This window comes from Chitinophaga dinghuensis (assembly GCF_003259435.1).
GTDB classification, from domain to species: Bacteria; Bacteroidota; Bacteroidia; order Chitinophagales; family Chitinophagaceae; genus Chitinophaga; species Chitinophaga dinghuensis.
In genome coordinates, this window is the sequence record NZ_QLMA01000007.1 from 276,831 (window position 1) to 297,855 (window position 21,025).

General features: G+C 46.2%; 17 protein-coding genes. 4 read left to right on the forward strand and 13 right to left on the reverse strand.

The features are described from left to right. Positions 1–112: 112 nt before the first annotated feature. On the reverse strand, positions 113–862 hold the full coding sequence (locus tag CLV59_RS20990; protein ID WP_111594041.1) for a glycosyltransferase family 2 protein: 750 nt from the start codon (positions 860–862) through the stop codon (positions 113–115). 110 nt (positions 863–972) lie between these two features. On the opposite strand from CLV59_RS20990, the gene CLV59_RS20995 reads away from it, so the two are divergent. Further along, the gene (locus CLV59_RS20995; protein ID WP_111594042.1) at positions 973–1,911 is read left to right on the forward strand and encodes a ubiquitin family protein; all 939 of its coding nucleotides are present in this window, start codon (positions 973–975) and stop codon (positions 1,909–1,911) included. On the opposite strand, the gene CLV59_RS21000 is transcribed toward CLV59_RS20995, so the two are convergent. From CLV59_RS21000 to CLV59_RS21010, 3 genes are read right to left on the reverse strand one after another with little or no spacing between them, the layout of a single operon-like run. After that, entirely contained in the window at positions 1,912–2,559 is a 648-nt protein-coding gene (locus CLV59_RS21000) for a hypothetical protein (RefSeq protein WP_111594043.1), read from the reverse strand. Continuing rightward, positions 2,546–3,550, reverse strand: coding sequence for a glycosyltransferase (locus CLV59_RS21005; RefSeq protein WP_170137849.1), 1,005 nt, complete (start codon positions 3,548–3,550; stop codon positions 2,546–2,548). The genes CLV59_RS21000 and CLV59_RS21005 overlap by 14 nt, the downstream gene beginning before the upstream one ends. Before the next feature lie 19 nt (positions 3,551–3,569). Continuing rightward, positions 3,570–4,568, reverse strand: a complete 999-nt coding sequence (locus CLV59_RS21010; RefSeq protein WP_111594045.1) for a glycosyltransferase — start codon at positions 4,566–4,568, stop codon at positions 3,570–3,572. A gap of 106 nt (positions 4,569–4,674) precedes the next feature. Here CLV59_RS21010 and CLV59_RS21015 point away from each other — a divergent pair, with 106 nt between their 5' ends. Next, the gene (locus CLV59_RS21015) at positions 4,675–5,784 is read left to right on the forward strand and encodes a calcium:proton antiporter (protein WP_111594046.1); all 1,110 of its coding nucleotides are present in this window, start codon (positions 4,675–4,677) and stop codon (positions 5,782–5,784) included. A 52-nt stretch (positions 5,785–5,836) separates the two neighbouring features. Here CLV59_RS21015 and CLV59_RS21020 read toward each other — a convergent pair whose 3' ends face one another. The 8 genes from CLV59_RS21020 to CLV59_RS21055 all read right to left on the reverse strand — a co-directional run bounded on the left by CLV59_RS21020 (position 5,837) and on the right by CLV59_RS21055 (position 16,776). Further along, positions 5,837–6,307, reverse strand: a complete 471-nt coding sequence (locus tag CLV59_RS21020; RefSeq protein ID WP_111594047.1) for a hypothetical protein — start codon at positions 6,305–6,307, stop codon at positions 5,837–5,839. Between the two features lie 185 nt (positions 6,308–6,492). Next, complete coding sequence (locus tag CLV59_RS21025) at positions 6,493–8,130, reverse strand: RagB/SusD family nutrient uptake outer membrane protein (RefSeq protein WP_111594210.1); 1,638 nt, start codon at positions 8,128–8,130, stop codon at positions 6,493–6,495. A gap of 25 nt (positions 8,131–8,155) precedes the next feature. Further along, the gene (locus CLV59_RS21030; protein WP_111594048.1) at positions 8,156–11,440 is read right to left on the reverse strand and encodes a SusC/RagA family TonB-linked outer membrane protein; all 3,285 of its coding nucleotides are present in this window, start codon (positions 11,438–11,440) and stop codon (positions 8,156–8,158) included. Positions 11,441–11,677: 237 nt separating this feature from the next. Then, positions 11,678–12,841, reverse strand: coding sequence for a FecR family protein (locus CLV59_RS21035; protein ID WP_111594049.1), 1,164 nt, complete (start codon positions 12,839–12,841; stop codon positions 11,678–11,680). A 96-nt stretch (positions 12,842–12,937) separates the two neighbouring features. Then, positions 12,938–13,537 carry an RNA polymerase sigma factor gene (locus tag CLV59_RS21040; protein WP_111594050.1) on the reverse strand — a complete coding sequence of 200 codons (600 nt, stop codon included), beginning with the start codon at positions 13,535–13,537 and terminating at the stop codon, positions 12,938–12,940. A 447-nt stretch (positions 13,538–13,984) separates the two neighbouring features. Next, positions 13,985–14,746, reverse strand: a complete 762-nt coding sequence (locus CLV59_RS21045; protein ID WP_111594051.1) for an SDR family NAD(P)-dependent oxidoreductase — start codon at positions 14,744–14,746, stop codon at positions 13,985–13,987. Positions 14,747–14,884: 138 nt separating this feature from the next. Next, a complete protein-coding gene (locus CLV59_RS21050; RefSeq protein ID WP_111594052.1) occupies positions 14,885–15,787 on the reverse strand; it encodes a helix-turn-helix domain-containing protein in 903 nt (300 codons plus the stop codon). 128 nt (positions 15,788–15,915) lie between these two features. After that, entirely contained in the window at positions 15,916–16,776 is an 861-nt protein-coding gene (locus CLV59_RS21055; RefSeq protein ID WP_111594053.1) for a DMT family transporter, read from the reverse strand. 435 nt (positions 16,777–17,211) lie between these two features. Here CLV59_RS21055 and CLV59_RS21060 point away from each other — a divergent pair, with 435 nt between their 5' ends. Both CLV59_RS21060 and CLV59_RS21065 read left to right on the forward strand, forming a co-directional pair. After that, positions 17,212–18,165: a pectinesterase family protein gene (locus CLV59_RS21060; protein WP_245950914.1), complete on the forward strand. Its 954-nt coding sequence runs from the start codon at positions 17,212–17,214 to the stop codon at positions 18,163–18,165. Further along, positions 18,162–19,775 (forward strand): glycoside hydrolase family 43 protein, encoded by a 1,614-nt coding sequence (locus tag CLV59_RS21065; RefSeq protein WP_111594054.1) that lies wholly within the window; start codon positions 18,162–18,164, stop codon positions 19,773–19,775. Before CLV59_RS21060 ends, CLV59_RS21065 begins: the two co-directional genes overlap by 4 nt. A gap of 47 nt (positions 19,776–19,822) precedes the next feature. On the opposite strand, the gene CLV59_RS21070 is transcribed toward CLV59_RS21065, so the two are convergent. Beyond that, positions 19,823–20,842 carry a LacI family DNA-binding transcriptional regulator gene (locus tag CLV59_RS21070; RefSeq protein ID WP_111594212.1) on the reverse strand — a complete coding sequence of 340 codons (1,020 nt, stop codon included), beginning with the start codon at positions 20,840–20,842 and terminating at the stop codon, positions 19,823–19,825. Between the last annotated feature and the right edge of the window lie 183 nt (positions 20,843–21,025).

Below are 21,025 nucleotides of genomic sequence, written 5' to 3' on the forward strand. Positions count from 1 at the left end.
CATTTTCGGTGGATAAGCTGGTTTCTTATTTCATCGGAGGGAATAGGATAGAAGGGTAGGCGTCCTTATATATTGTTAAACAGTTGAATAAACGTATTTGTTTATTTTACTATTATATGCCGCTCTGTTTATTTTTTAATCGTTTCAACAGATATCGCCAATAGATATACCTTCCAAGGTGTTGTTTAATGAGACGCGGTTTCTCCTGTTTGAATATTTTATCTTCATGCATGGCCGAAAACCCCGACATATTATATAAGGTAACCGAAACAGGTAAATGTTTTCTTCGAAATGCACTGTCGCCCCAAACTTGCAGGTTGAGGGCATAATCTGCAAATACCCGGTAACGCTGATCGTATTGGTATTTCTTAAACACTGCTGCCGGATAAAAGACGGATTGATGATTCATGGGGAACTTGGCCAGCCTGTATTTGCTGTAAGGTCCTTTCAGTAAAATATATGGCGGCCGGAAATCATCCCGGTAAAGTTCTTCACTGTTGCCGTAATATACGGTGTCTGTATCCTTTAGCTGCAAGGCTATGTCCCGGAATCCGGGCAGTAATTCATCGTCCGAACCGAGGAAGTGCAGCCATTTTCCTTTCGCTATCCTTACTCCCTTATTCAATGCATCATATATGCCTTCATCTTTTTCACTGATAAGCTGTATGTCTAATTGCGGGAACGTATGGGCGATGGCTATCGTTTGGTCTGTACTGTTGCCATCTATTATCAGGATCTCTAACTGTGGCAGTCGCATTTCTGAGATGGACCGCAAACACGATGCCAGGTGTTTTTCTGCATTGTACGTTGCAATGATAATACTGATAAGCTTTTCCGAGGTTGATATGGACGAATCTGTCATAAAATATGAAATTAGGAATGCATGATTTATCACAGAAATAATATTATCTTGTAACGCTTGTTGATGCAGAATGTTACATTTTTCAACAGAGAAAAATTTAATTTTTTAGTATGTCGGCATACCACGTTCAATCTCCCATACTATTTTTAATTTTCAACAGACCGGATCTTACTACCCGTGTATTTCAACAAATACGTTCCGTAAAACCGGCACGCCTATACGTTGGCGCCGATGGCCCCCGTCCGGATAAGCCAGGAGAGGCGGCATTGTGTGAACAAACCAGAAATATTATACAGCAGGTAGACTGGCCCTGCGAAGTGAAAACGCTTTTCCGTAAAAGTAACCTCGGCTGCAAGCAGGCGGTGTCGGGCGCTATCACCTGGTTTTTTGAACAAGAGGAAGAAGGTATTATTATTGAAGATGACTGCTTACCTGCTGACAGCTTTTTTCGGTTCTGCGATTATATGCTAGCGCATTACCGACATGATAGCAGAGTCCGCCTTATTACAGGTGCTAATTTACAGGATGGTCGCAAGTGGGGGGAGGCTACCTATTTCTTTTCTCAGTATAGCCACATCTGGGGCTGGGCATCCTGGCGCAGAGTATGGGACCGGTACGATGCAGAGCTATCGGCATACACAGAAGCTGATGTCTCCCTACATCTCCCCAAAATATTTTCCGATCCTTTCCTGATACAAGACTGGCTGCGCATTTTCAGAGAATTAAACCAAGGGAAAATTGATACCTGGGACTATCAGCTGAGTTTCATCACATTCTTTGAGAATGGGTTATGCGTTACCCCCAATGTGAATCTGATTAGTAACCTGGGATTCAGAGAAGATGCCACCCATACTTTTGACTTGCAGAGCCTCAATGCCAATGTTCCTGCCGGCGAAATAACAACAATCATTCATCCTAAAACTTTCCTTCCTGAAAAGGAGGCCGACTACTATTACATGCAAAAGGAATTTGACCTGGTAAACCGCTGGCGACGCCATAATAAGCCTAAACGTAAACTCAAACGCTGGCTGCTGCAGTGGTTTAAGTAATCAGGATGCCAATACCTCCCGGCATTTGCGCATAAAGCCGGCCGACTGGTTCTCACGGGAATAGAAGGCGTGGTATATGGCATTGTTGTAGGTAGTGCCCAGTCCAAATTTGGTGTGCTCCGGATGATGCAAATACCATTTTTCTTCTTCTATATCTGTAGGCCACCAGTACTTAATATTTCCCTGCTGTATGCGGATCGTTTCCGTCAAATGCTGACCTGCGTCCATATCCGAGGTCATCTGCATGTCCGGGTAATGCAGTTCCCGTAAATACTTTGTACTGATGCCAAAGAAAAAAGGAGATACATACAAGTTTTGAGCATCCCTTAAATGATTGGCAGTTTGGGCTGCACCGGCAATAGTGCCGGGCTCCTGCAAATCCTGCAACAACATGGGGAGCCAGTTACGCGTGGTGGGAATGCAATCCACATCAAAGAAAATCAGGTAATCGGTATCTGTTACATTTCTGCAGATATGATTGAGAAAACTACCATGGCTAAACGATTTATCAAATACCTGGTTGATACTCATTCCCATACTGTCAAAAACAGCTTTTTGCAACCGGGGTACCTCGGGGTTCACTTTATGGTTATAGAAAGTGAAAATTTTTAGGAAGGACGATTGCCCGGTTTGCCTACGATAAAACATGTCCACTCATTTTTGCGGTCAGGAAGGATTTGATGGAAGCCTGTGCCTCACTGCCTTTGAGCTCAAATGGCGCGAGGTAGTAGAATGTCAGCCACTCATCTTCAAATTTTCTGCTGGATAGTCCTGCTTTGGAAAATAGTAGCCGGAAAGGGCTCATGAACAGTAATCGCCAGCGGTTTTTACGCCGGTTTTTCCGATGCAGATAAATAGCCCGGTCGTATTGGTATAATACTTTTCCTGCCTGCTCAATGCCCGCCATCAGTCGGTCGCGGTAATCAATGGTCAGTCTTTCCCGTGGAATGAAATGCTGCATTTCCAGTTCTTTATCGAAATACAACTTGAAATCCCAGAGGAGCAATCGTTTGCAGTATTCAAAATCATCGCCGGTAGTAAGACTGTTCCCGTTCCGGCCATTCAGCAGAGAAGGATAAGTATCATGGTTAATCAGTAGAAAGAGCGATTTACGGGTAATGAGTCCTGCTCCCAGTACAAAGCCTTTATGGCTTACATCTCCGGAAGCATTGGCTGGTATCCCGATGGCATATTTATCTTTATATGTTTCAAACCATTCCGGATATGCGTCGGCGTTAGTAACGGGATAGTTTCTGCCGCCGGCGGCGCCGATGCTGTCATCCTGCTGCATTACACGATAGGTGTGCATGACATAATCTTTGTGGAGCCAGTTATCGTCATCGCAGAACAGGAGAAATTCGAACAGCGCTTCCCGGGCGCCACGTTTGCGTGCGTACATCTGGCCGGGTTGTACTTCCGTGATGACCCGGAAAACGGCATTGGAAGGAGCGCACATGGCCCATGTTTCCATGGCCGTCAGTATGGTATCGTCGGTAGATGCATTATTGATCAACAGTATTTCCCAGGGAACATCAGGCGTTACTTCCTGGTTAGCCAGGTGGCGTAAAGTATCCCCTATTCGTTTGCTGCTATTGTAACAACAAATGATAACGGACACTCCATGTGGCGCTTTTTTCATGTCATCGAAGTTCATATGTCTATTCTTCTACCTGTAAAAATTTGGCAATATGTTTAACAGGAAAAGGGATGACCTTGTTCAGTGCCTGGTAATATCCACTGTTCAGTCCTATGAATTGCACCAATTGATACCTTTTGGATGGAGATCCTTGCCAATGGCTGGATAGAAACTGTCGAATGGTTTTTCGAATAAATCTGCCAGGAGAGATGAGTTGCTTTAGCATTTGTTGTTTCATCTCCGGAAAAACCTGTAACAGACAAGTAGCATAGCAGATGCTAGTGCCGTAAGTCAGTCTGCGCAGGTAGTGGTCGTTTGCCCTATTGCCTGGAATGATATGGTTTAATTGTAAAGTAGGACTTACGCCTGCTGCAAATCCTTTTCGGATGACGTGCAGTATCATCTGCGTATCTTCCCCGCTGGTTAGCTTCTCAGCTGTTCTGCCTGTTAGGGTGAGATGACCAGCTGTCGCCAATGCCACATACTCTTTCAGCAACGCTGCGTTGGTACATAGCCCGGTTCCAAATGGATAGCATTCCTGCCATTGCCGGGAAGTATCGAATAAGATGTCACTGTCATGCCTTTCCTGGAACATATAACGCGCATAGGCTGCAATATCGTCTTTCACACCGTCAATAAAATCTACAAATACCTGGCCCGGGCCCCAGGCGCCCACCTGTGGATAAGCGCCATTAAGGAGTTTCAGCTGTTGCAGATAATCTGTTGCAGGTTCATTGTCATAATCAATATACACGATATGGTTACCGGTAGATTTTTCTATAGCTGCGATGCGTGCATATTTAACCCCCTGCTGCGTCACATGTAAAACCTGGAAGCGGGGTAGGTCCCTGATGGCGGTTTGTACTTCCAGTAAGGAGACGACGGGAGTGCGACTGTTATTATCCACCAGGATGTACTCTACTTCCAGTCCGCGTGTATCCAATGCCGTTATAGCGGACAAGCATCGCTGTAAAATGCGCACGTCAGGGTTGTATGTACAAATGATGACTGAGTAATCCATATTAATGGCATAACTACTGGCGAGGGATAAGCAGGTTTCTTCGAACTGAATATACAGATAATACGTTAAATAGGAACATGTAATTATATTTTAGTAACTTAAGTCTATGTCATTCAATCACATCTTATATAAACGCTGGAAAATAGCGCTGCCATTGTGGACAGTTATCTGTCCTGTAATCGGATTAATTATTCTGGGATTGGCCGGAAGCACGGACGGAGGCTGGTTTGCGACCCTTATGGGTATGACGCTGATTGCTGTCGTACTATCTGCCGTACATCATGCAGAAGTAGTGGCGCACAAAGTGGGAGAGCCCTTCGGTACATTAATTCTGGCATTGGCCATTACCATTATTGAAGTTTCGTTGATCGTTTCCATGATGCTCTCCAAAAGTGCGGGCGGAGAAACACTGGCCAGAGATACTGTATTCGCCGCCATCATGCTGATTCTTACCGGGATTATAGGACTGGCACTGTTTATTGGCGGGATGAAGCACAAGGAACAAGCTTACATCAAGCAGGGGGTGAGCGCGGCCCTTGTAACGCTCACGGCTATATCCGTTTTGACGCTGGTATTACCCAATTATACTACCACCCAACCCGGACCGGTATATTCCAACAGTCAGCTGATTTTTGTAGCGGTTATCTCGCTCGTATTGTATGGCGGATTTGTAGCAGTACAAACAGGATTGCACCGTGACTATTTCCTCCCACAGGAAACCACCGGGGATCATGAGGATATTCATGCTGCACCGCCATCCCGACTTACTACCATCGCCAGTTTATTTTTGCTGCTGGTATCTTTGGTGGTGGTGGTACTGCTGTCGAAAAAATTATCGCCTACCATTGAAAGTATTGTGGTCAATTTAGGCGCTCCAAAAAGTCTGGTAGGTATTATCATCGCAGCAGTGATCCTTTTGCCGGAAGGTATGGCGGCTATCCGTGCTGCTTCCCGCAACAGACTGCAGACCAGCCTCAACCTGGCACTGGGCTCCGCGCTGGCGAGTATTGGACTTACCATACCGGCAGTAGCCATTGTATGTTATTTCGGAGGCTTTGAAGTGACACTGGGCATAGATGCTAAATCTTCCCTCTTGTTGCTGCTGTCTCTCTTTACCATTCAATTGTCCTTCAGTGCCGGCAGAACGAATGTCTTACAGGGAATTGTACAATTGGTGATACTCGCCACTTATTTATTTACGACCATCATTCCATAAAAAATCCCCGCAACTTTCGTTACGAGGACCTTAGGGGAATGGCGGAAAAGATTTATAATGGCCTTGTTCCGGACGTTGCACAGCCAGTATAACTGATGCCAGTATACTTTGCGGTGAAGTGTGTCCAGATGCATATAGCGGGTTGCATTGTTGCGCTGTCTACACTGCTAATGGTGATGTAAAATGTATTCGCATTTTTAAATCCATCTGGAATGGCCGTAGTACTCATTACATTAGGATAAGCCACTTTCACCAGATTGTCAATGGAGCCGTCTTCATTTCTGCGTGGAAGTTGGAGCGTATCCAACCAAGTACTATGTGCGGCAATAAAACCAGGGTCCATGATTTGAATAATATCCTGGCAATTGCTGCTAGTGGTGGCGCCTGTGGAAACGTATCTTACAGCTATACAGGAAGGTAGCCCGTCATTAGAAATAATTGGTCCTTCTTTTTTCTTGCACCCAAAGTTGGCAATAAGCAGCAGCACTCCCCATATCAGAGAGCTGTAATAGCGTTTATTCATATCAAATAATTTGATTTTGGTTGTTTTAGCTAATTGTTTAGCATCTGTTCCTCTGTTAAACGGGTGGCCTATTTCAATGTTACAACAATCACTCGGCAATTTTTACTAGATAAAAAAGCGGACCCTAAAGGGTCCGCCTGTTTCGTATTTAGGCTATGGTAGCCGTTTATTTGTTATCAATCAGTTTACGGTTTTTTATCCCACCACAGTTTAGTGCCGCCATTGTCTTTATCACCCAAGAGCTTAATGGCATCCTGCACTGTTGCAGGGTTGGTGCTGTATTCATTCTGCGGGAATGGCAGTCTGCGAATCTGTACAGTAGAGGAAATAGTACCGCCACTGTTGTTCACTGCTACAGGGAACAACTTAGGATAACCTGTACGACGGAATTCCGTCCATGCTTCCTGTCCTTCAGGGAACATCGCCAGCCATTTTTGCGTAATGATACGTTCTAACTTTGCTTCATCGCCGGCAGCAGGGTCCCATTTGATGGTGATGCCGCTGGGGCTGGGCAAATTATTATTGACATTTTTAGGATCTACATAAGCGGCAGGCTTGCTGGTGGCATCACTGGTATAACCAGGCGCACTCACGTTCCATTGTGCAAAGGAAGTGGCAATACCTTGCTCATAATTCTGCTGGATATCGCCGGCATTATTCCATCCGCGCATGGCTGCTTCTGCCTTCAGGAAATAGACTTCTGCTGCGGTCATCAGTTGGACGGCTGTCTTCTTATTGAATGAAGGAGTGGCGCCATCGCTGACATTCAGGTTAGAATATTTCACATAGTCATCTTTGGAATTAGCATTGGTAATACTGCCGATACGGATACCGATGTATTGCGGTGCAAAACCGGCATCGGTGGATTTGTCCATGTACTTTGAGATACGAGGGTCATTGTATCCATTCATATAACAGGCCAGGGATGCGTTGATACGGGTATCGGCCCAGTCGATGGCAATGAATGCCAGCGGGTTAGTAAAGCTGCCTGTAATCTTCACCGTCATGTTGTCGGTGTTGTCTGTTAACAGACCGCCGTTGGCTGGATTCAGGGCTTTTTCGCCTTCCGTTTTCGCCGTGTTGTTATCGGCATAATAGATATGTGTGGCCAGACGCAAACGCAAAGAGTTGGCAAATTTCAGCCACTCGTTGAAGTTGCCATTGTACACTACATCAAACTGACTGAAGTCGAACGGCAGCTTAGTATTAGACGCAATCTGCGCACGCAGATACTGCGTGGCTGTGTCCAGCTCCAGGAAAAAACGTTTGTAAATGTCTTGCTGACTATCATAAGGAATGGTAGGCGCATTCTCACCTACATGGCTATACGGAATCGGGCCATAGATATCGGTTACGCGACTCATAGCGGTCACTTTAACGATCAGCGCTACTGCCCATACAGCAGGGTAGTTCTTTTCAATACCTGTAGAACGCAATTTCAGAATAGGAGACATTACGCTGAGATAACCTACTTTATAGGCTTCTCCGTTCCATCCGGAAACCAGGCCATAGTTCAGGTTATTGACGCCGCTCGCAAAAGGGGTGGCCGACATAAAATACCCGGAGAAGCAGTCGGCATTCAGGTTCTGCTGTACCTGGAAGGAGTTCGGATCTCCTCCGCCGGAGAAATTGTAAATCGCCATCTCGGCAGATTTGAGGTACAGTCCAAGTCCGTTGAAATCAGGACCCAACTGATCGCCGTTGATGCCGGTATTGTCCGTATTGAATTTTTCAAAATTCTTAGTGCAGGCACTCATGCCGGTAATAGCCAGGGCGGCTACTATCACGGTTTTATATCCACGCAGTTTATGTAATAATTTCATCGTTTTCAGTTTTTCAGTGATACCATTAGAAGGATGCATTCAGGGTCAGGCCATAGCTGCGGGTTGCAGGCAACATAAATGCATCCACACCACCCAGACCGTTGGCGGTAGACATCGTTTGTTCCGGATCGAATGGCGCTTTGCGGGTGAAATAGATCAGGTTACGACCAGTCAGGGAGAACTTCAGGGTTTTGAAGAATGTACTTTTCAGTGGCACCATGTAACCAAGGGCTGCTTCCCTTAAACGAACCGTAGTAGCGCTGTACATATATTCTCCCGAAACGCCTTCTCTGCCACCAATGGTAGTGTACCAGGTATTGGCATCGATGGTGGACACTGCTTTACCTGTTTCGTCCACGCCGTTGATTTTTACGCCGCCGGCATCACGGGCATCGCCACTGGCTTTGGATACGCCGTAGCTATCCATCATCGCCTGTGTAATAGACATTACCTGTCCGCCGAATTTACCGTCAATCAGGAAGGAGAAAGTGAAATGACCATATTCGAAGTTGTTATTCCAACCCAGTTGCCATTTGGTATTGGCATTACCCAGGTATTGCATATCACCGCCTTGTTTAACAGGCTTACCACCTTTGATCAAAATGCGACCCTGGTCATCTTTACTCAGTACGGTACCGTAAATATCGCCGAAGCTGCCGCCCACTTTGAATTGAGAAGCATAGTTAGCGCCAGAAGCGCCGCTCAGGGTGAAACGATCTACAGTAGACCAGAGAGAAATGATTTTATTGTCATTGGTAGAGAAGTTCAGACCGGTGTTCCAATGGAATTTTCCTTGATTGAAAACATCGTATCTCACTACCGCTTCCACGCCCTGGTTCTGGATATTACCCGCATTTACGAATCTGGATTCGAACAATGTGGCAGTAGGCGCTGCAATTTGCAGGGTTTGATTGGTGGTATTGGTTTTATAATAGGTCACATCGAAGCTCAGACGATTAGCGAAGAAACGCCATTCCGTACCAATCTCGAGGGATTTTGTTTTCTCAGGTTTCAAAGCAATGAATGGGCCGGTGGTAGCAACTGTCAGGTTGCCGCTGGTGCCCAGGTGATTAGGCGCTGTATTGGACTGATATGCCAGCGGGCTATTACCCACAATAGCATAGGAGCCGCGTACTTTGGCGAAGGAAATAGCAGAAGGAAGATGCAAGATATTATTCAGTACCACACCCAGACCTGCAGAAGGGTAGAAGTAAGACATTTGTGGTGTGAATGCCAGGTTAGATGACCAGTCGTTACGAGCCGTCAGATCCAGGTATAACCAATCGCGGTAAGAGAGGTTGGCACTGGCAAAAACAGATTGCCAGTGGCTGTGCAATTCCGGGCTGGTACCAGATTTTAAGGCATTCAGCGTAGTCATATTCTGGATGGTGAATACATTCGGGATATATAATCCATCTTTGGCGGAGTTCAGGAAATCTCCTGCTGTTTTGATATCGCGAATACTGGTACCTACCACGCCGGTTAAGCTGATGGTTTTACCAGGCAGGTTGATATTGGCCAACAGATCGCCGTATTGTTGGGTGGTAGTATTGTTACCGTAGTAATAGCCGCCGTTAGGGCTGGATAATACCGCTTGTGAGCCGGCGTATATCTTCTGTTCGTAGAGGTCATTGATACGGTCAATGCTTCCACGGGCCTGGATATTCAGCCAGGAGTTCAGTTTGTAATTCAGGCTGGCATTCATCAGCAGACGATTGCGTTTCAGCTTGTTCGGGTTACGGTTAACGATCCACCATGGATTCTGCTGCACATCCTCATTTAATGGCCAGTTTTGTACCATCAGGTAGTTGCGGGTAGGATCTGGGATCTCGAAAGTATTTTTATATTGGGTGATGTCCAGGCTACGGGGAAACAGATAAAGGCCGGTAAGTGGGTTGAAATAAAAGCCAGACATAGGCGTATTGTCGATCTGCTGCGTCATATAATTCACATCAGCAGTGGCCGTCAGCCTGTTGTCAAAGAAATGCCCTGTTTCTTTAAAGTCGATATTATGACGACCGATATTATTTCCAGGCTCAATGCCTCTGCCGGAGGTATTGGCATAGCTGAAATAGGTCTGCGCCATTTCGTTACCACCGGAAAGACTGATACCATTGGTAAAGAGTTGCCCTGTCTGGAAGAACGTTTTCAAATTATCCCGGTTGGTAGGGTTATTGATTTTGGCGCCCCAGCTTTGGGTAGAGCTATCTTTGGTTTGCGCGTAATTATTTTGGAATTTAGGGAGATACGCAGCTTCCGATAAGGAAATGCCACTATAAAGGTTCACTGCCACGTGTCCGGCTTTCCCGGATTTTGTAGTAACCAGGATAACCCCGTTAGCGCCCTGACTTCCGTACAAAGCTGCTGCAGAAGCGCCTTTCAGTACAGAGATACTTTCAATATCTTCCGGATTGAGGTTGGAGATAGGATCGCCACCATCATAGGAAGAAGTACCACCGTAGATACTGGAAGGTTGGTTGGTCAGACTGTTATTCATCGGCACACCATCGATTACGTACAGGGCCTGGTTGGAACCCAGTCCTGATTTGCTACCACGGAGGATCACTTTTGCAGAACCGCCTACGCCAGATGCACTGGAGGAGATGGTCAGACCAGCTACCTTACCATTCAGGGTATTGATGAGGTTCGCGTCTTTGGCTTTGGTGAGTTCCAGGCCGTTGATCTGTTGGGTTGAGTAGGTGATGGATTTTTCCGATCTGCGTATACCCAGTGCCGTTACTACCACGCCGCTCAGTTGGGCGTCCTGTGGTTGTAATTTGATCTGGATATTAGCGTCGTTGCCTACCGTGATGGATTGTGGGGCATATCCAATAAAGCTAACCACCAGTACGTCCCCGGGATTGGCCTGAATGGAAAAGCTCCCCAGGGGATTAGTAACGGTGCCGCGGGTAGATCCTTTAACCTGGATAGACACGCCGGGCAAGGGCTGACCGTCGGGGCCCGTTACTTTACCCTGGATGGTTATATACGGACTGGCCGTATACTCCATTGGTTTGGATTTTGGTGAAACAACGATCGTTTTATCAACGATGCTGTAGGAAAATAATTTGTTGTTCAGGCAGGCATTGAGCACGTCTGTGAGCGGGGCTGCTTCCAGGTTGAGATTTACAGGAGCTGCTTTTTGCAGCAATTTTTCATCGTAGATAAATTCATATCCTGTCTGGCGGCTGATGCTGTTAAACACATCATACAGGGCGAGGCGTTTGCCCTTGATGGTAACAGACTGAGAGAATGTTTTAGCGCTCAGATTAAGTGTAAATACCAGTGTTAGTATGACAGTTAATCGCATAGTAAGCAATAATTTTCTACGCAAATGCCCGCCCTTTCTGCGGACTTTGCAGGTACAAAGGAGTTCCATACTTTTGTTTTGTGGCTTAGTAATTCAATTTTTCAAATGCTAATGGAAGTTGGATAGCCATATTTTACCGGGAGCATTGGCGTGCTTCCGGTTTTTTATTGGCATTCGTTATTCATTCACGTTTTCATAACAAGCAATTTTTAAAATTCATAAGTGGATTAAATAGTGTTACTGTTCAGGATTGTAGGGCTTTACCCTTATTTTGTTATTGGTTGTTTCAAATTGTACCCGTTGGGTAGCGGATAATATTTTCAGGAGACTGGCTGCATTTTCCCTTCGGGATATGATGCCGGTCAGGTCTACATCGGAGAGGTCTCCCTCATAGCTGATATCCACGTCGTACCAGCGGGAGATCTGCCGCATGATGGTTTGTATATTGGTATTTCTGAATCGGAATTTCCCTTCTTTCCAGGCGAGGGTCTGTTCCAGGTCCGCCTGTGCAGTGGCGAATCCGGCATGATGGGTCAGCGTACCGGTATAACCAGGTTGCAAGACGGTTTGAGCAGATCCGTGTAACAATTTTACCGCGCCATTTTCCAGGGTAGTGGCTATTTCCTGTTCATCCGTATATGCCATCACGTTAAAGCTGGTACCTAATACTTGTACCTGCATGGAATCATTTCCTTTTATATCCACCAGGAAGGGTTTATTAGGATCTGCCGCAATTTGGAAATAGGCTTCCCCTGTAATTTCCACCCTTCTTTCTTTTCCGGGGAATGCTGTGGGGAAGCGTATACTGCTGGCTGCATTGAGCCACACGCGGCTACCATCCGGGAGTCCCAGTTGATATTGCCCTCCACGGGGTGTAACAATAGAATTGTACACCACCTTTGTGGAAGGGCCCTGGTTGTCATAGATAAGGCTTTCGCCGTTGTTATTAATATTGGCATCTCCCTGCCTGGCAATCTGGCCCAGATTGGCGCTGTCCAGCGGTACAGTACTGCCGTCTGCCAGTACGAGCATGGCTTTATTACCACCGGGCATCATGGCTAAATGCACCGGATATGGCGTAGGAGTGATGATACGGTGTTGATACCAATAAATACCGGTACTGAAAATTGCTGCTACGCAGGCTGCTGCCAGCCACCATTTTCTACTGTTGCTACGTATAGGCATTACCGGGGTATCCATGACAATCTGTTCCACGAGGTGAGCGTGTTCGGCGGAGTGCCACCCTGAATCGGGGGCGCCTTGATGTAGGGTGGACAGGATGTCTTCCAAAATCTCCTTTTCTCCCACGTTCTCTTCCACTAATGTCTGCAATTGACGCAGTTCATCAGTAGAGATAGTGCCAAGGCGGTATTTTTCCAGTAATTGATGTATAACTGTCATCCGTCGATTAGATTTTGGAAGCGTGATTTAAGATAAAGACGGACAACCTGGAAAAAAGGAGTATGCCTCCTGAAAAAAAAGTTAAAAAAAATGCAATTATTTGTGGAAAGTCAATACCAGTAAGAATATCGGGAGTACGTCGTTGGGTACATGGGTTTGCACATAGGAGCGGAGCGACTGCAAAGCGAGGCTCATTTGTTTCTTAACGGTATGGATGGAAATATTGAGCTGATGGGAAATTTCCTCATTAGAGAACCCTGCGAGCCTTGCCTGATATACTTTTCGGCGTTCTGGTGGCAGGGAGGCAATGGCATTATTGATGATATGGTCATATTCCTTTCGCAGCAGGAGGTGATCGGTATCTTCCTGTACAGTGGGCTGTTGTTGCTGATGAATGTCGTATACCTTCATTTTCACCAGTTGTTTGCGGAAGCCGTCATAAATATGGTTGCGGGTAAGGATAAAGAGATAATCCCGAAAGTTGCGAACTTCCGTGACGTGCGCTCGTTTAACCCATATCCGTAAGAATATGTCCTGTACTGTTTCTGTAGCGAGATGACCATCCTTCAGGTACACCATGGCCACATCATATACATGCTTGCTGTAATGATGGAAAATAACCGTGTATGCGTTGGCGTCACCTTCGGCTACCTGTTGTAACAGTGCTTGCTCATTTGCTAAATCCGTGATTGGCAAAGGCCGTAATTTATGACATTAACAAAATCAATATCCGGTAGATTACGACGGTAATTTAATAATAAAATAATACATTCCAAGCGTTTTGCTTAAACGATTAAGCAGTGGGGTTCACGCAAAGGCGCAAAGAGGGCGCAGAGACGCAAAAAAATAATTTTTTACTAGATCAGTTTTTGTTGTTGGGGCGCCTGCGGCGCTGATTTTTTTTTCTCGCAAAGCAGCATAAGCAGCATAAGCAGCAGAGCAGCAGAGCAGCAAAGGATTAAGTTTTGTTGATGAATTAATAGACATATTATGCTTTACACAATCGCTCAAAACAATCTACATTACTTTTCTCTGCTGCTTTGGTGCTTATGCTGCCTTGCGAGCAAAAACTTTATACATATCAGCGCCGCAGGCGCCCCTCTGCGCCTTTGCATGTCTTTCCTTTGCGCCCTTTGCGTGAAACTACAGAAACACCCCTCCGGAAGCCTCAATCCGTTGTGCATTGATCCAGCGTGCCTCATCGGTACAGAGGAAAGCTACTACGCCGCCGATGTCGTCCGGGAGTCCAACCCGGCCCAGTGCGGTATTGGAGGCGATCTGGCTGTTGATTTCTTTGTTGTCTCTCACATGGCCACCACCGAAATCGGTTTCAATAGCGCCAGGGGCCACTACGTTGGCGGCAATTCCTCTTGGACCTAACTCCTTGGCCATGTACCTGGTCAGTACTTCAATACCGCCTTTCATAGCGCCATAGGCACTACTACCGACCATGGCAAATCGTGCCAGGCCAGAGGAGATATTAATAATACGCCCGCCATTATTGATGAGAGGGAGTAATTGCTGGGTGAGAAAGAATACGCCTTTCAGATGGATATTCATGATATAGTCGAACTGCTCTTCTGTGGTGGACTCAAAAGGGGAATACAGGGCAGTACCGGCATTATTCACGAGGAAGTCGAAATGCGTAACGCCAAATGTAGCAGATAAGGTTTCTTTCAGTTGTGCTACAAAAGGAGGGAAGACCTTCGTATTGCTGGTATCCAGTTGCAGGGCTGCGGCTTTTACGCCAAGGGCTTTGAGTTCATTCACTACTTCTTCTGCTTCAGCCTGTTGGCTATGATAGGTAATGACTACGTCAATTCCTTTGTGAGCCATGGCCTGGGCCATATTTTTACCTAATCCTCTGCTGCCGCCGGTGATCAGCGCGATTTTATTACTTGCCATTTGTCAAATGTTTTAATCAATAAAAAAATAGCAATACAATTTGTTCAACTGCATTGATGACGCAAAGATCAGCAGGAATATGCTGCTGATTGTTGCGATGATCAATCTATCATTTGCAAAATTCAAATAATGGTTCTTCTACCTGAAACCAGCAGGAGTGATGGAGGTTTGTTTCTTGAAGAAATTGGAGAAATGGGCTACCTCTTCAAAGCCAAGTCCGTATGCAATCTCGGAGATGCTCAGGTCTGTTTGCTTTAGCAGGATCTTCGCTTCCTGGGTAATTCGGCTGCTGATCAGCTCTGTAGTAGTTTTACCCGTGTTTTCCCGAAGTACTTTATTAAGATGATTGACATGTACTGCCAGTCGGTCTGCGAAGTCCTTCGGAGTCCGCAGCTGTAATCGTTGATGGGGTGGTTCTACAGGAAACTGTCTTTCCAGCAGTTCAATAAACAAGGAGGATATCCGTGCTGCCGCATTATGTGTAGGATACATAGCGGTGGCGGGTTGTAGCTTCTGTCCAAAATGAATGACTTCCAGTACATAATTCCGCAGCAGGTCGTACTTATAAATGTAATCAGAGGATATCTCCCTGTACATCTTGGCAAAGATGGCGGTAATCTCTGCGGCTTCCTCATCTGAAACTTTAAATATGGGGTATCCGCCGGAACGGAAAATGGGCAGATCATCCAGTACTACGCCACTTTTGGTGGATAGTAGGAAGTCTTCCGTAAAAATGCAGAAATACCCCTGTTGCTGATCGTCCTGCGGAAGCCAGTGGTATGGAATGCGTGGAGATGCAAACAGGAGGGCATGGGTGTCTATATCGAAAACCTTATCGGCATACTCTGCCTTATTTTTGCCGGAAATGATGCTGATTTTATAGTAGGCGCGGCGGTTGTAAGGCATTTGCCCACTTGTTTTGGTTTTGGCAAATACTTCTTCCGTGCGGAATACATTGAAATGTCCCAGTTCCCTGCTGATACCTGCTGGTACCAGGCCGGATGTTTCCCGGTAAAAGTCTTCCAGAGAGGTCGTATTCATATACAATCAATTTGCGAAATTCAAATTTACGGAGAATTTTTCACGCAAAGTCGCAAAGGAATGGAAGACAAGATCGCAAAGGGGAAACAGGGCTGGGTTCGTAAAATAGTGGTAGTTACGATTGCTGATTAGCTAAGTGCGAGCATCACAATGCCTCCTAAAATCACGACTGCTGCAATCATTCGTTTCGTACTGTCCTTTTCTTTCAGCAAGTTTACCCCAAAGAATACCCCAAAGACAATACTGAGTTCCCGGATGGGGGCTACATAGGTCAATGGTGTGGTTTTCATGGCCACCAGCACCAAAATATAAGAAAGGGGCTGTAATACCGCCACCCCAGTAATCTGTTTCCAGTGAATCGTCCACTCCTGTTTGACTTCCACTCTTTTCTTCAGTACTACAGGAATAAGTAACACTAAGGGTAACAGTACACTGGCAAAGGTGATGAACAAGGCAGAAACATGATGGTTTACTACGGCCGACTTATCCCATAACGTATAGGCGGCAATGAAAAGTCCTGTAAGGCTCCCATAGAACAATCCCTGTAATACGCCATGATTTGCGCCTTTCAGTTTAAACCCTGTTAGAAATACCACCCCACCTATTATCAGGATGAACCCTGCCACCGCTGCCCATCCTGGCCGCTCTCCAAAAAGAATTACAGCGCCGGCTACAGAAAGCAGCGGACCTACGCCACGCGCCACCGGATATACAATTGACAAATCCGCCTTATGATAACCTACCTGCAAGGCCACAAAATAAAAAACATGCAGCACCGCACTCCCCAATGCCAGGCCTAAAGTAAGTCCATCATGAGGAATCCCCGTTTTACTCAACTCCCATATCAGAAAAGGAAAGGACAATACAGCCGACACCGTAGATACCAGCCAGAAAAAAGGCAATCCTCCTTTAACTTGTTTTGTAATAAGATTCCAAAGGGCATGCAGCACAGCTGCCAATACAACTAGGGTTAATGCATAAATACTCATAAAGAAAGAGACATCTTATAAAAATAAAACATTTTAACCAAAATACATACCCATAAAAAAATCATCCTCTGCTACTCTGCTGCCTCTGCTGCTCTGCGAGCAAAAAAATCAAACCTCTGCGCCTTTGCGTCACTCCTTTGCACCTTTGCGAGCACCCAGCAAAATACCCTCTTTGCTGCTTTGCTGCCTATGCTGCTCTGCGAGCAAAAAAATCAACCACCACTCCTTTGCGCCTTTGCGAGCCCCCAGCATAATACCCTCTTTGCTGCTTTGCTGCCCATGCTGCTCTGCGAGCAAAAAAAATCAAACCTCTGCGCCTTTGCGTCATTCCTTTGCGCCCTTTGCGAGCAACCTCCCCCGGGAACGATTGCGTAAATATTCCCCCTCATCTCCACACCATTTCCTATTTTGATCCCCGCAATGATCCACCACGCTATGATGAAAATAATATGTTCCGCTATACTGACACTGATGGCTTTATCCCTGCATGCGCAGGTTACTAAAAAAGTGGTGGCCCAGGACGGCAGCGGAGATTATACTACCGTACAAGCTGCCCTGGATGCAGTACCACTTCATAACAGCCAGCCTGTCCTCATCTATGTAAAAAAAGGAACTTACCACGAAAAAGTACATGTAGACTCCACCAAGGATTTCATCACTATGATCGGCGAAGATGAAATGAATACCATTATCACCTGGGAGGATCATGCCGGAGGCAGAACGCCCGCAGGCGATACCATAACCACTTTCAGCTCCTGGACTTTCATCGTCAAAGCAAACGATTTCCGTGCAGAACACCTGACCTTTCAGAATACGGCAGGGGTGAAAGCCGGACAAGCAGTAGCCTTATCTGTAAAAGGAGACAGAATTGCGTTTATTCATTGCCGTATGATCGCTTTCCAGGATACCCTCCTGGCTGGGGCTACTCCCGGCCGTCAGTACTACCGCAATTGCTACATTGAAGGTAGCACCGATTTTATCTTTGGTGCAGCCACCGCCTTGTTCTATAAATGTACGATCCATAGTAACCGCAACTCTTTTATCACTGCTGCCAATACGCCCGAATCACAGCAGTTGGGATATGTTTTCCGCGACTGCCGCATTACTGCAGATACCAGCGTAACAAAAGTATTTCTCGGCCGCCCGTGGAGGCCCTATTCCAGCGTAACTTATATCAACTGCTTCCTTGGAAATCATATCCTGCCTGCAGGATGGGACAACTGGGGTAAGACCACCAACGAACAAACTGCCCGCTATGCGGAATATAACAGCTATGGCCCCGGCGCCAATCCTGCTGCCAGAGTACCCTGGAGTAAACAACTGAGTAAACAGGAAGCTAAAAAGTATACAACAGCATTTATTTACGGAGACTGGAAACTAAAACCATGAAGAAACTAGCAGGCTGTATGCTGCTTGCCCTGGCAGCTATGCCGGCACTCGCACAGCAAAAGAATGATATCAGTCAGGTATGGGTATCTGACAATGGCAACGGAACCTTTAAGAATCCGGTACTATATGCAGATTATTCAGATCCGGACGCTATCCGTGTTGGAGACGACTATTACATGATCGCTTCCTCTTTTGATGCCGTTCCGGGCTTGCCCATCCTGCATTCAAAGGATTTGATTAACTGGCGTATAATAGGGCATGCCTTGCATCGGCAGCCGCCATTCGATCATTTTTCTGCCACCCAGCACGGGAACGGCGTATGGGCGCCCGCCATACGTTATCATAACGGAGAATTTCTGATTTATTATCCCGATCCTGATTTCGGCATCTATCTCACTAAAGCCAAACAAATCAACGGCCCCTGGAGCGATCCGGAACTGGTGGTAGCAGGCAAAGGCCTCATAGACCCTTGTCCGCTCTGGGATGACGACGGGAAAGCGTATATGGTACACGCTTATGCAGGCAGCAGAGCAGGTATTAAAAGTGTGCTGGTGGTAAAACAGCTCAATGCAGATGGTACCAAAGCGATAGACGAAGGCGTTCTCGTATTCGATGGACATGATGCCAACCCCACCCTGGAAGGACCTAAGTTCTATAAGCGTAATGGCTACTATTATATTTTCGCTCCTGCCGGCGGCGTTAGTACCGGCTGGCAACTGGTGATGCGCTCCAAACAGGTATATGGCCCTTACGAAAGTAAGATCGTCATGGATCAGGGAAAATCGCCTGTAAATGGCCCCCATCAAGGGGCCTGGGTACAGACGCAAACAGGAGAGGACTGGTTCCTCCATTTCCAGGACCTGGAGGCTTACGGTAGGGTGGTACACCTGCAACCTATGAAATGGGTCAACGACTGGCCAGTGATCGGCCAGGATAAAGATAATGACGGCAAAGGAGAACCGGTACTCAGCTTCAAAAAGCCGGATGTGGGAAAGGCATGGCCCATCATGACTCCTGTGGAAAGCGACGAATTCGATGGTAATACACTGGGCCTGCAATGGCAATGGCAAACTAATCCCAAAGCCTGGTGGGCTTTCCCGTCTGCCGGAAAACTGAGGCTGTTTGCAGCACAAATACCTGATTCTGCCCGCAATCTGTGGGAGACGCCTAATGTCCTGGCCCAGAAATTCCCGGCGCCAGCATTTGCAGCTACCATAAAACTGTCTTTCAAACCGCGACTGGAAGGAGATCGCATGAGCTTCATTGTATTGGGGATGGATTATGCCGGCCTGGTATTGGAAAATAAGAAAGAAGGTATTTCCCTGTCACAAGTGGTTTGCAAACAGGCGGAGAAAGGGAAACCCGAAGTGCTCACCCCTGTGACAAAACTAACAGAAACGGATATATTTCTCCGGGTGCAGGTAACGATGGGAGGCAAATGCAGTTTTAGTTATAGTACAGATGGTACGCATTTCACTACTGCTGGAAATGAATTTACAGCCACTCCGGGAAAATGGATAGGCGCGAAGTTGGGCCTCGCCTGTACCCGCACGGCCAAAACAAATGATGCCGGCTTTGCGGACCTGGACTGGTTCAGAATAACAAAATAGTAATAAGAAAGGCTTTGAAATGTTCCCTGACATCTGCCAGGGAATTTTTATTTTTCCGGAAACACCAACTTCGTTTGCAGCATCTTTGTCTTGAAATCTTTCACGGGCCGTTTGCTCTCAATCAGCTGTAACAATAACTCTGTAGCTACTTGCCCCATTTCATACGCCGGTTGCTGTACTACAGTAATAGGCGCATGCAATAAATGTATCAGTTCTGAATTGGAAAAGCCTGTCAATGCCATAGCGGCAGGAACCGCAATTTTATGTTTCTTCAAGACACGCATACATCCGGTCGTCAGTTTGTCCGATGTGGCGAAAATGGCTGTTGGCCTAGGTTTAACGGCCAATAATTCTTTCACTGCCAACTCCACTTCTTCCAACAACATCCCCCCGTGAAAACAATATTTTATCAGCGTAGGATCGGGTTCAATTTTATATTGTTGCAGTGCGGCCATATAGCCGCCGACACGTTCTTTTGTAATAGATAAATGTTCAGAATTCGCCACACAGGCAATACGCCGAAAGCCTTGTTCCAACAGGTGAAGCGTGGCATTGTAGGCGCCCTGGTAATTATCTACCATCACTTTGTGCGTTTGTATTTCCTCTACCGTGCGATCAAAAAATACAATCGGCAAACCGGACTGATACATTGATTTTAAATGCTGCAAATCATTGGTGGCACTGGATACAGAAATCAATAATCCGTCAATAGAGCGGGAAGCAAGGTATTGCAGGGTTCTTACTTCCTTTTCAAAGTTCTCGTGACTCTGGGAAATAATAACAGTATACCCCTTTTCATTGGCAACAGATTCTATTCCGTTGATGATCTGTGAAAAGAAACTATTGGCAATTTCAGCAACAATTACACCGATAGAATGACTCTTTCTTTCCTTTAAAGATAATGCAATAGGATTCGGCTGGAAGTTAAGCTTGGCGGCATATTCCAGAACCGTTTGTTTGGTGGCAGCACTAATTTCATGACTGTCCCGCAAGGCCCGCGATACAGTAGAGGTAGAGAGATTAAGCGCCTTTGCTATGTCTTTGATCGTGGTTGCTTTATACTTCATTTCTTTTACAGCACGGGATTTCACCTGTTATACCCGCTCGTGAATGTAATCATTTTTCCGGGAACGATTGCGTAAATAAAGTTCTCTTTTAGTAAATAGTTGTGTAGACTTGTATCGTACGAAAATATAAATATCAACCTATAGTAGATACGAAACCACGTTGAAGATAACTCAACCTATTCG

Excerpts from the sequence above, each read along its gene's own strand:
- CLV59_RS20990 (WP_111594041.1), bottom strand. The coding sequence starts at position 862 with ATGACAGATTCGTCCATATCAACCTCGGAAAAGCTTATCAGTATTATC.
- CLV59_RS20995 (WP_111594042.1), top strand. The coding sequence starts at position 973 with ATGTCGGCATACCACGTTCAATCTCCCATACTATTTTTAATTTTCAAC.
- CLV59_RS21000 (WP_111594043.1), bottom strand. The coding sequence starts at position 2,559 with ATGTTTTATCGTAGGCAAACCGGGCAATCGTCCTTCCTAAAAATTTTC.
- CLV59_RS21005 (WP_170137849.1), bottom strand. The coding sequence starts at position 3,550 with ATGAAAAAAGCGCCACATGGAGTGTCCGTTATCATTTGTTGTTACAAT.
- CLV59_RS21010 (WP_111594045.1), bottom strand. The coding sequence starts at position 4,568 with ATGGATTACTCAGTCATCATTTGTACATACAACCCTGACGTGCGCATT.
- CLV59_RS21015 (WP_111594046.1), top strand. The coding sequence starts at position 4,675 with ATGTCATTCAATCACATCTTATATAAACGCTGGAAAATAGCGCTGCCA.
- CLV59_RS21020 (WP_111594047.1), bottom strand. The coding sequence starts at position 6,307 with ATGAATAAACGCTATTACAGCTCTCTGATATGGGGAGTGCTGCTGCTT.
- CLV59_RS21025 (WP_111594210.1), bottom strand. The coding sequence starts at position 8,130 with ATGAAATTATTACATAAACTGCGTGGATATAAAACCGTGATAGTAGCC.
- CLV59_RS21030 (WP_111594048.1), bottom strand. The coding sequence starts at position 11,440 with ATGCGATTAACTGTCATACTAACACTGGTATTTACACTTAATCTGAGC.
- CLV59_RS21035 (WP_111594049.1), bottom strand. The coding sequence starts at position 12,841 with ATGACAGTTATACATCAATTACTGGAAAAATACCGCCTTGGCACTATC.
- CLV59_RS21045 (WP_111594051.1), bottom strand. The coding sequence starts at position 14,746 with ATGGCAAGTAATAAAATCGCGCTGATCACCGGCGGCAGCAGAGGATTA.
- CLV59_RS21050 (WP_111594052.1), bottom strand. The coding sequence starts at position 15,787 with ATGAATACGACCTCTCTGGAAGACTTTTACCGGGAAACATCCGGCCTG.
- CLV59_RS21055 (WP_111594053.1), bottom strand. The coding sequence starts at position 16,776 with ATGAGTATTTATGCATTAACCCTAGTTGTATTGGCAGCTGTGCTGCAT.
- CLV59_RS21060 (WP_245950914.1), top strand. The coding sequence starts at position 17,212 with ATGATGAAAATAATATGTTCCGCTATACTGACACTGATGGCTTTATCC.
- CLV59_RS21065 (WP_111594054.1), top strand. The coding sequence starts at position 18,162 with ATGAAGAAACTAGCAGGCTGTATGCTGCTTGCCCTGGCAGCTATGCCG.
- CLV59_RS21070 (WP_111594212.1), bottom strand. The coding sequence starts at position 20,842 with ATGAAGTATAAAGCAACCACGATCAAAGACATAGCAAAGGCGCTTAAT.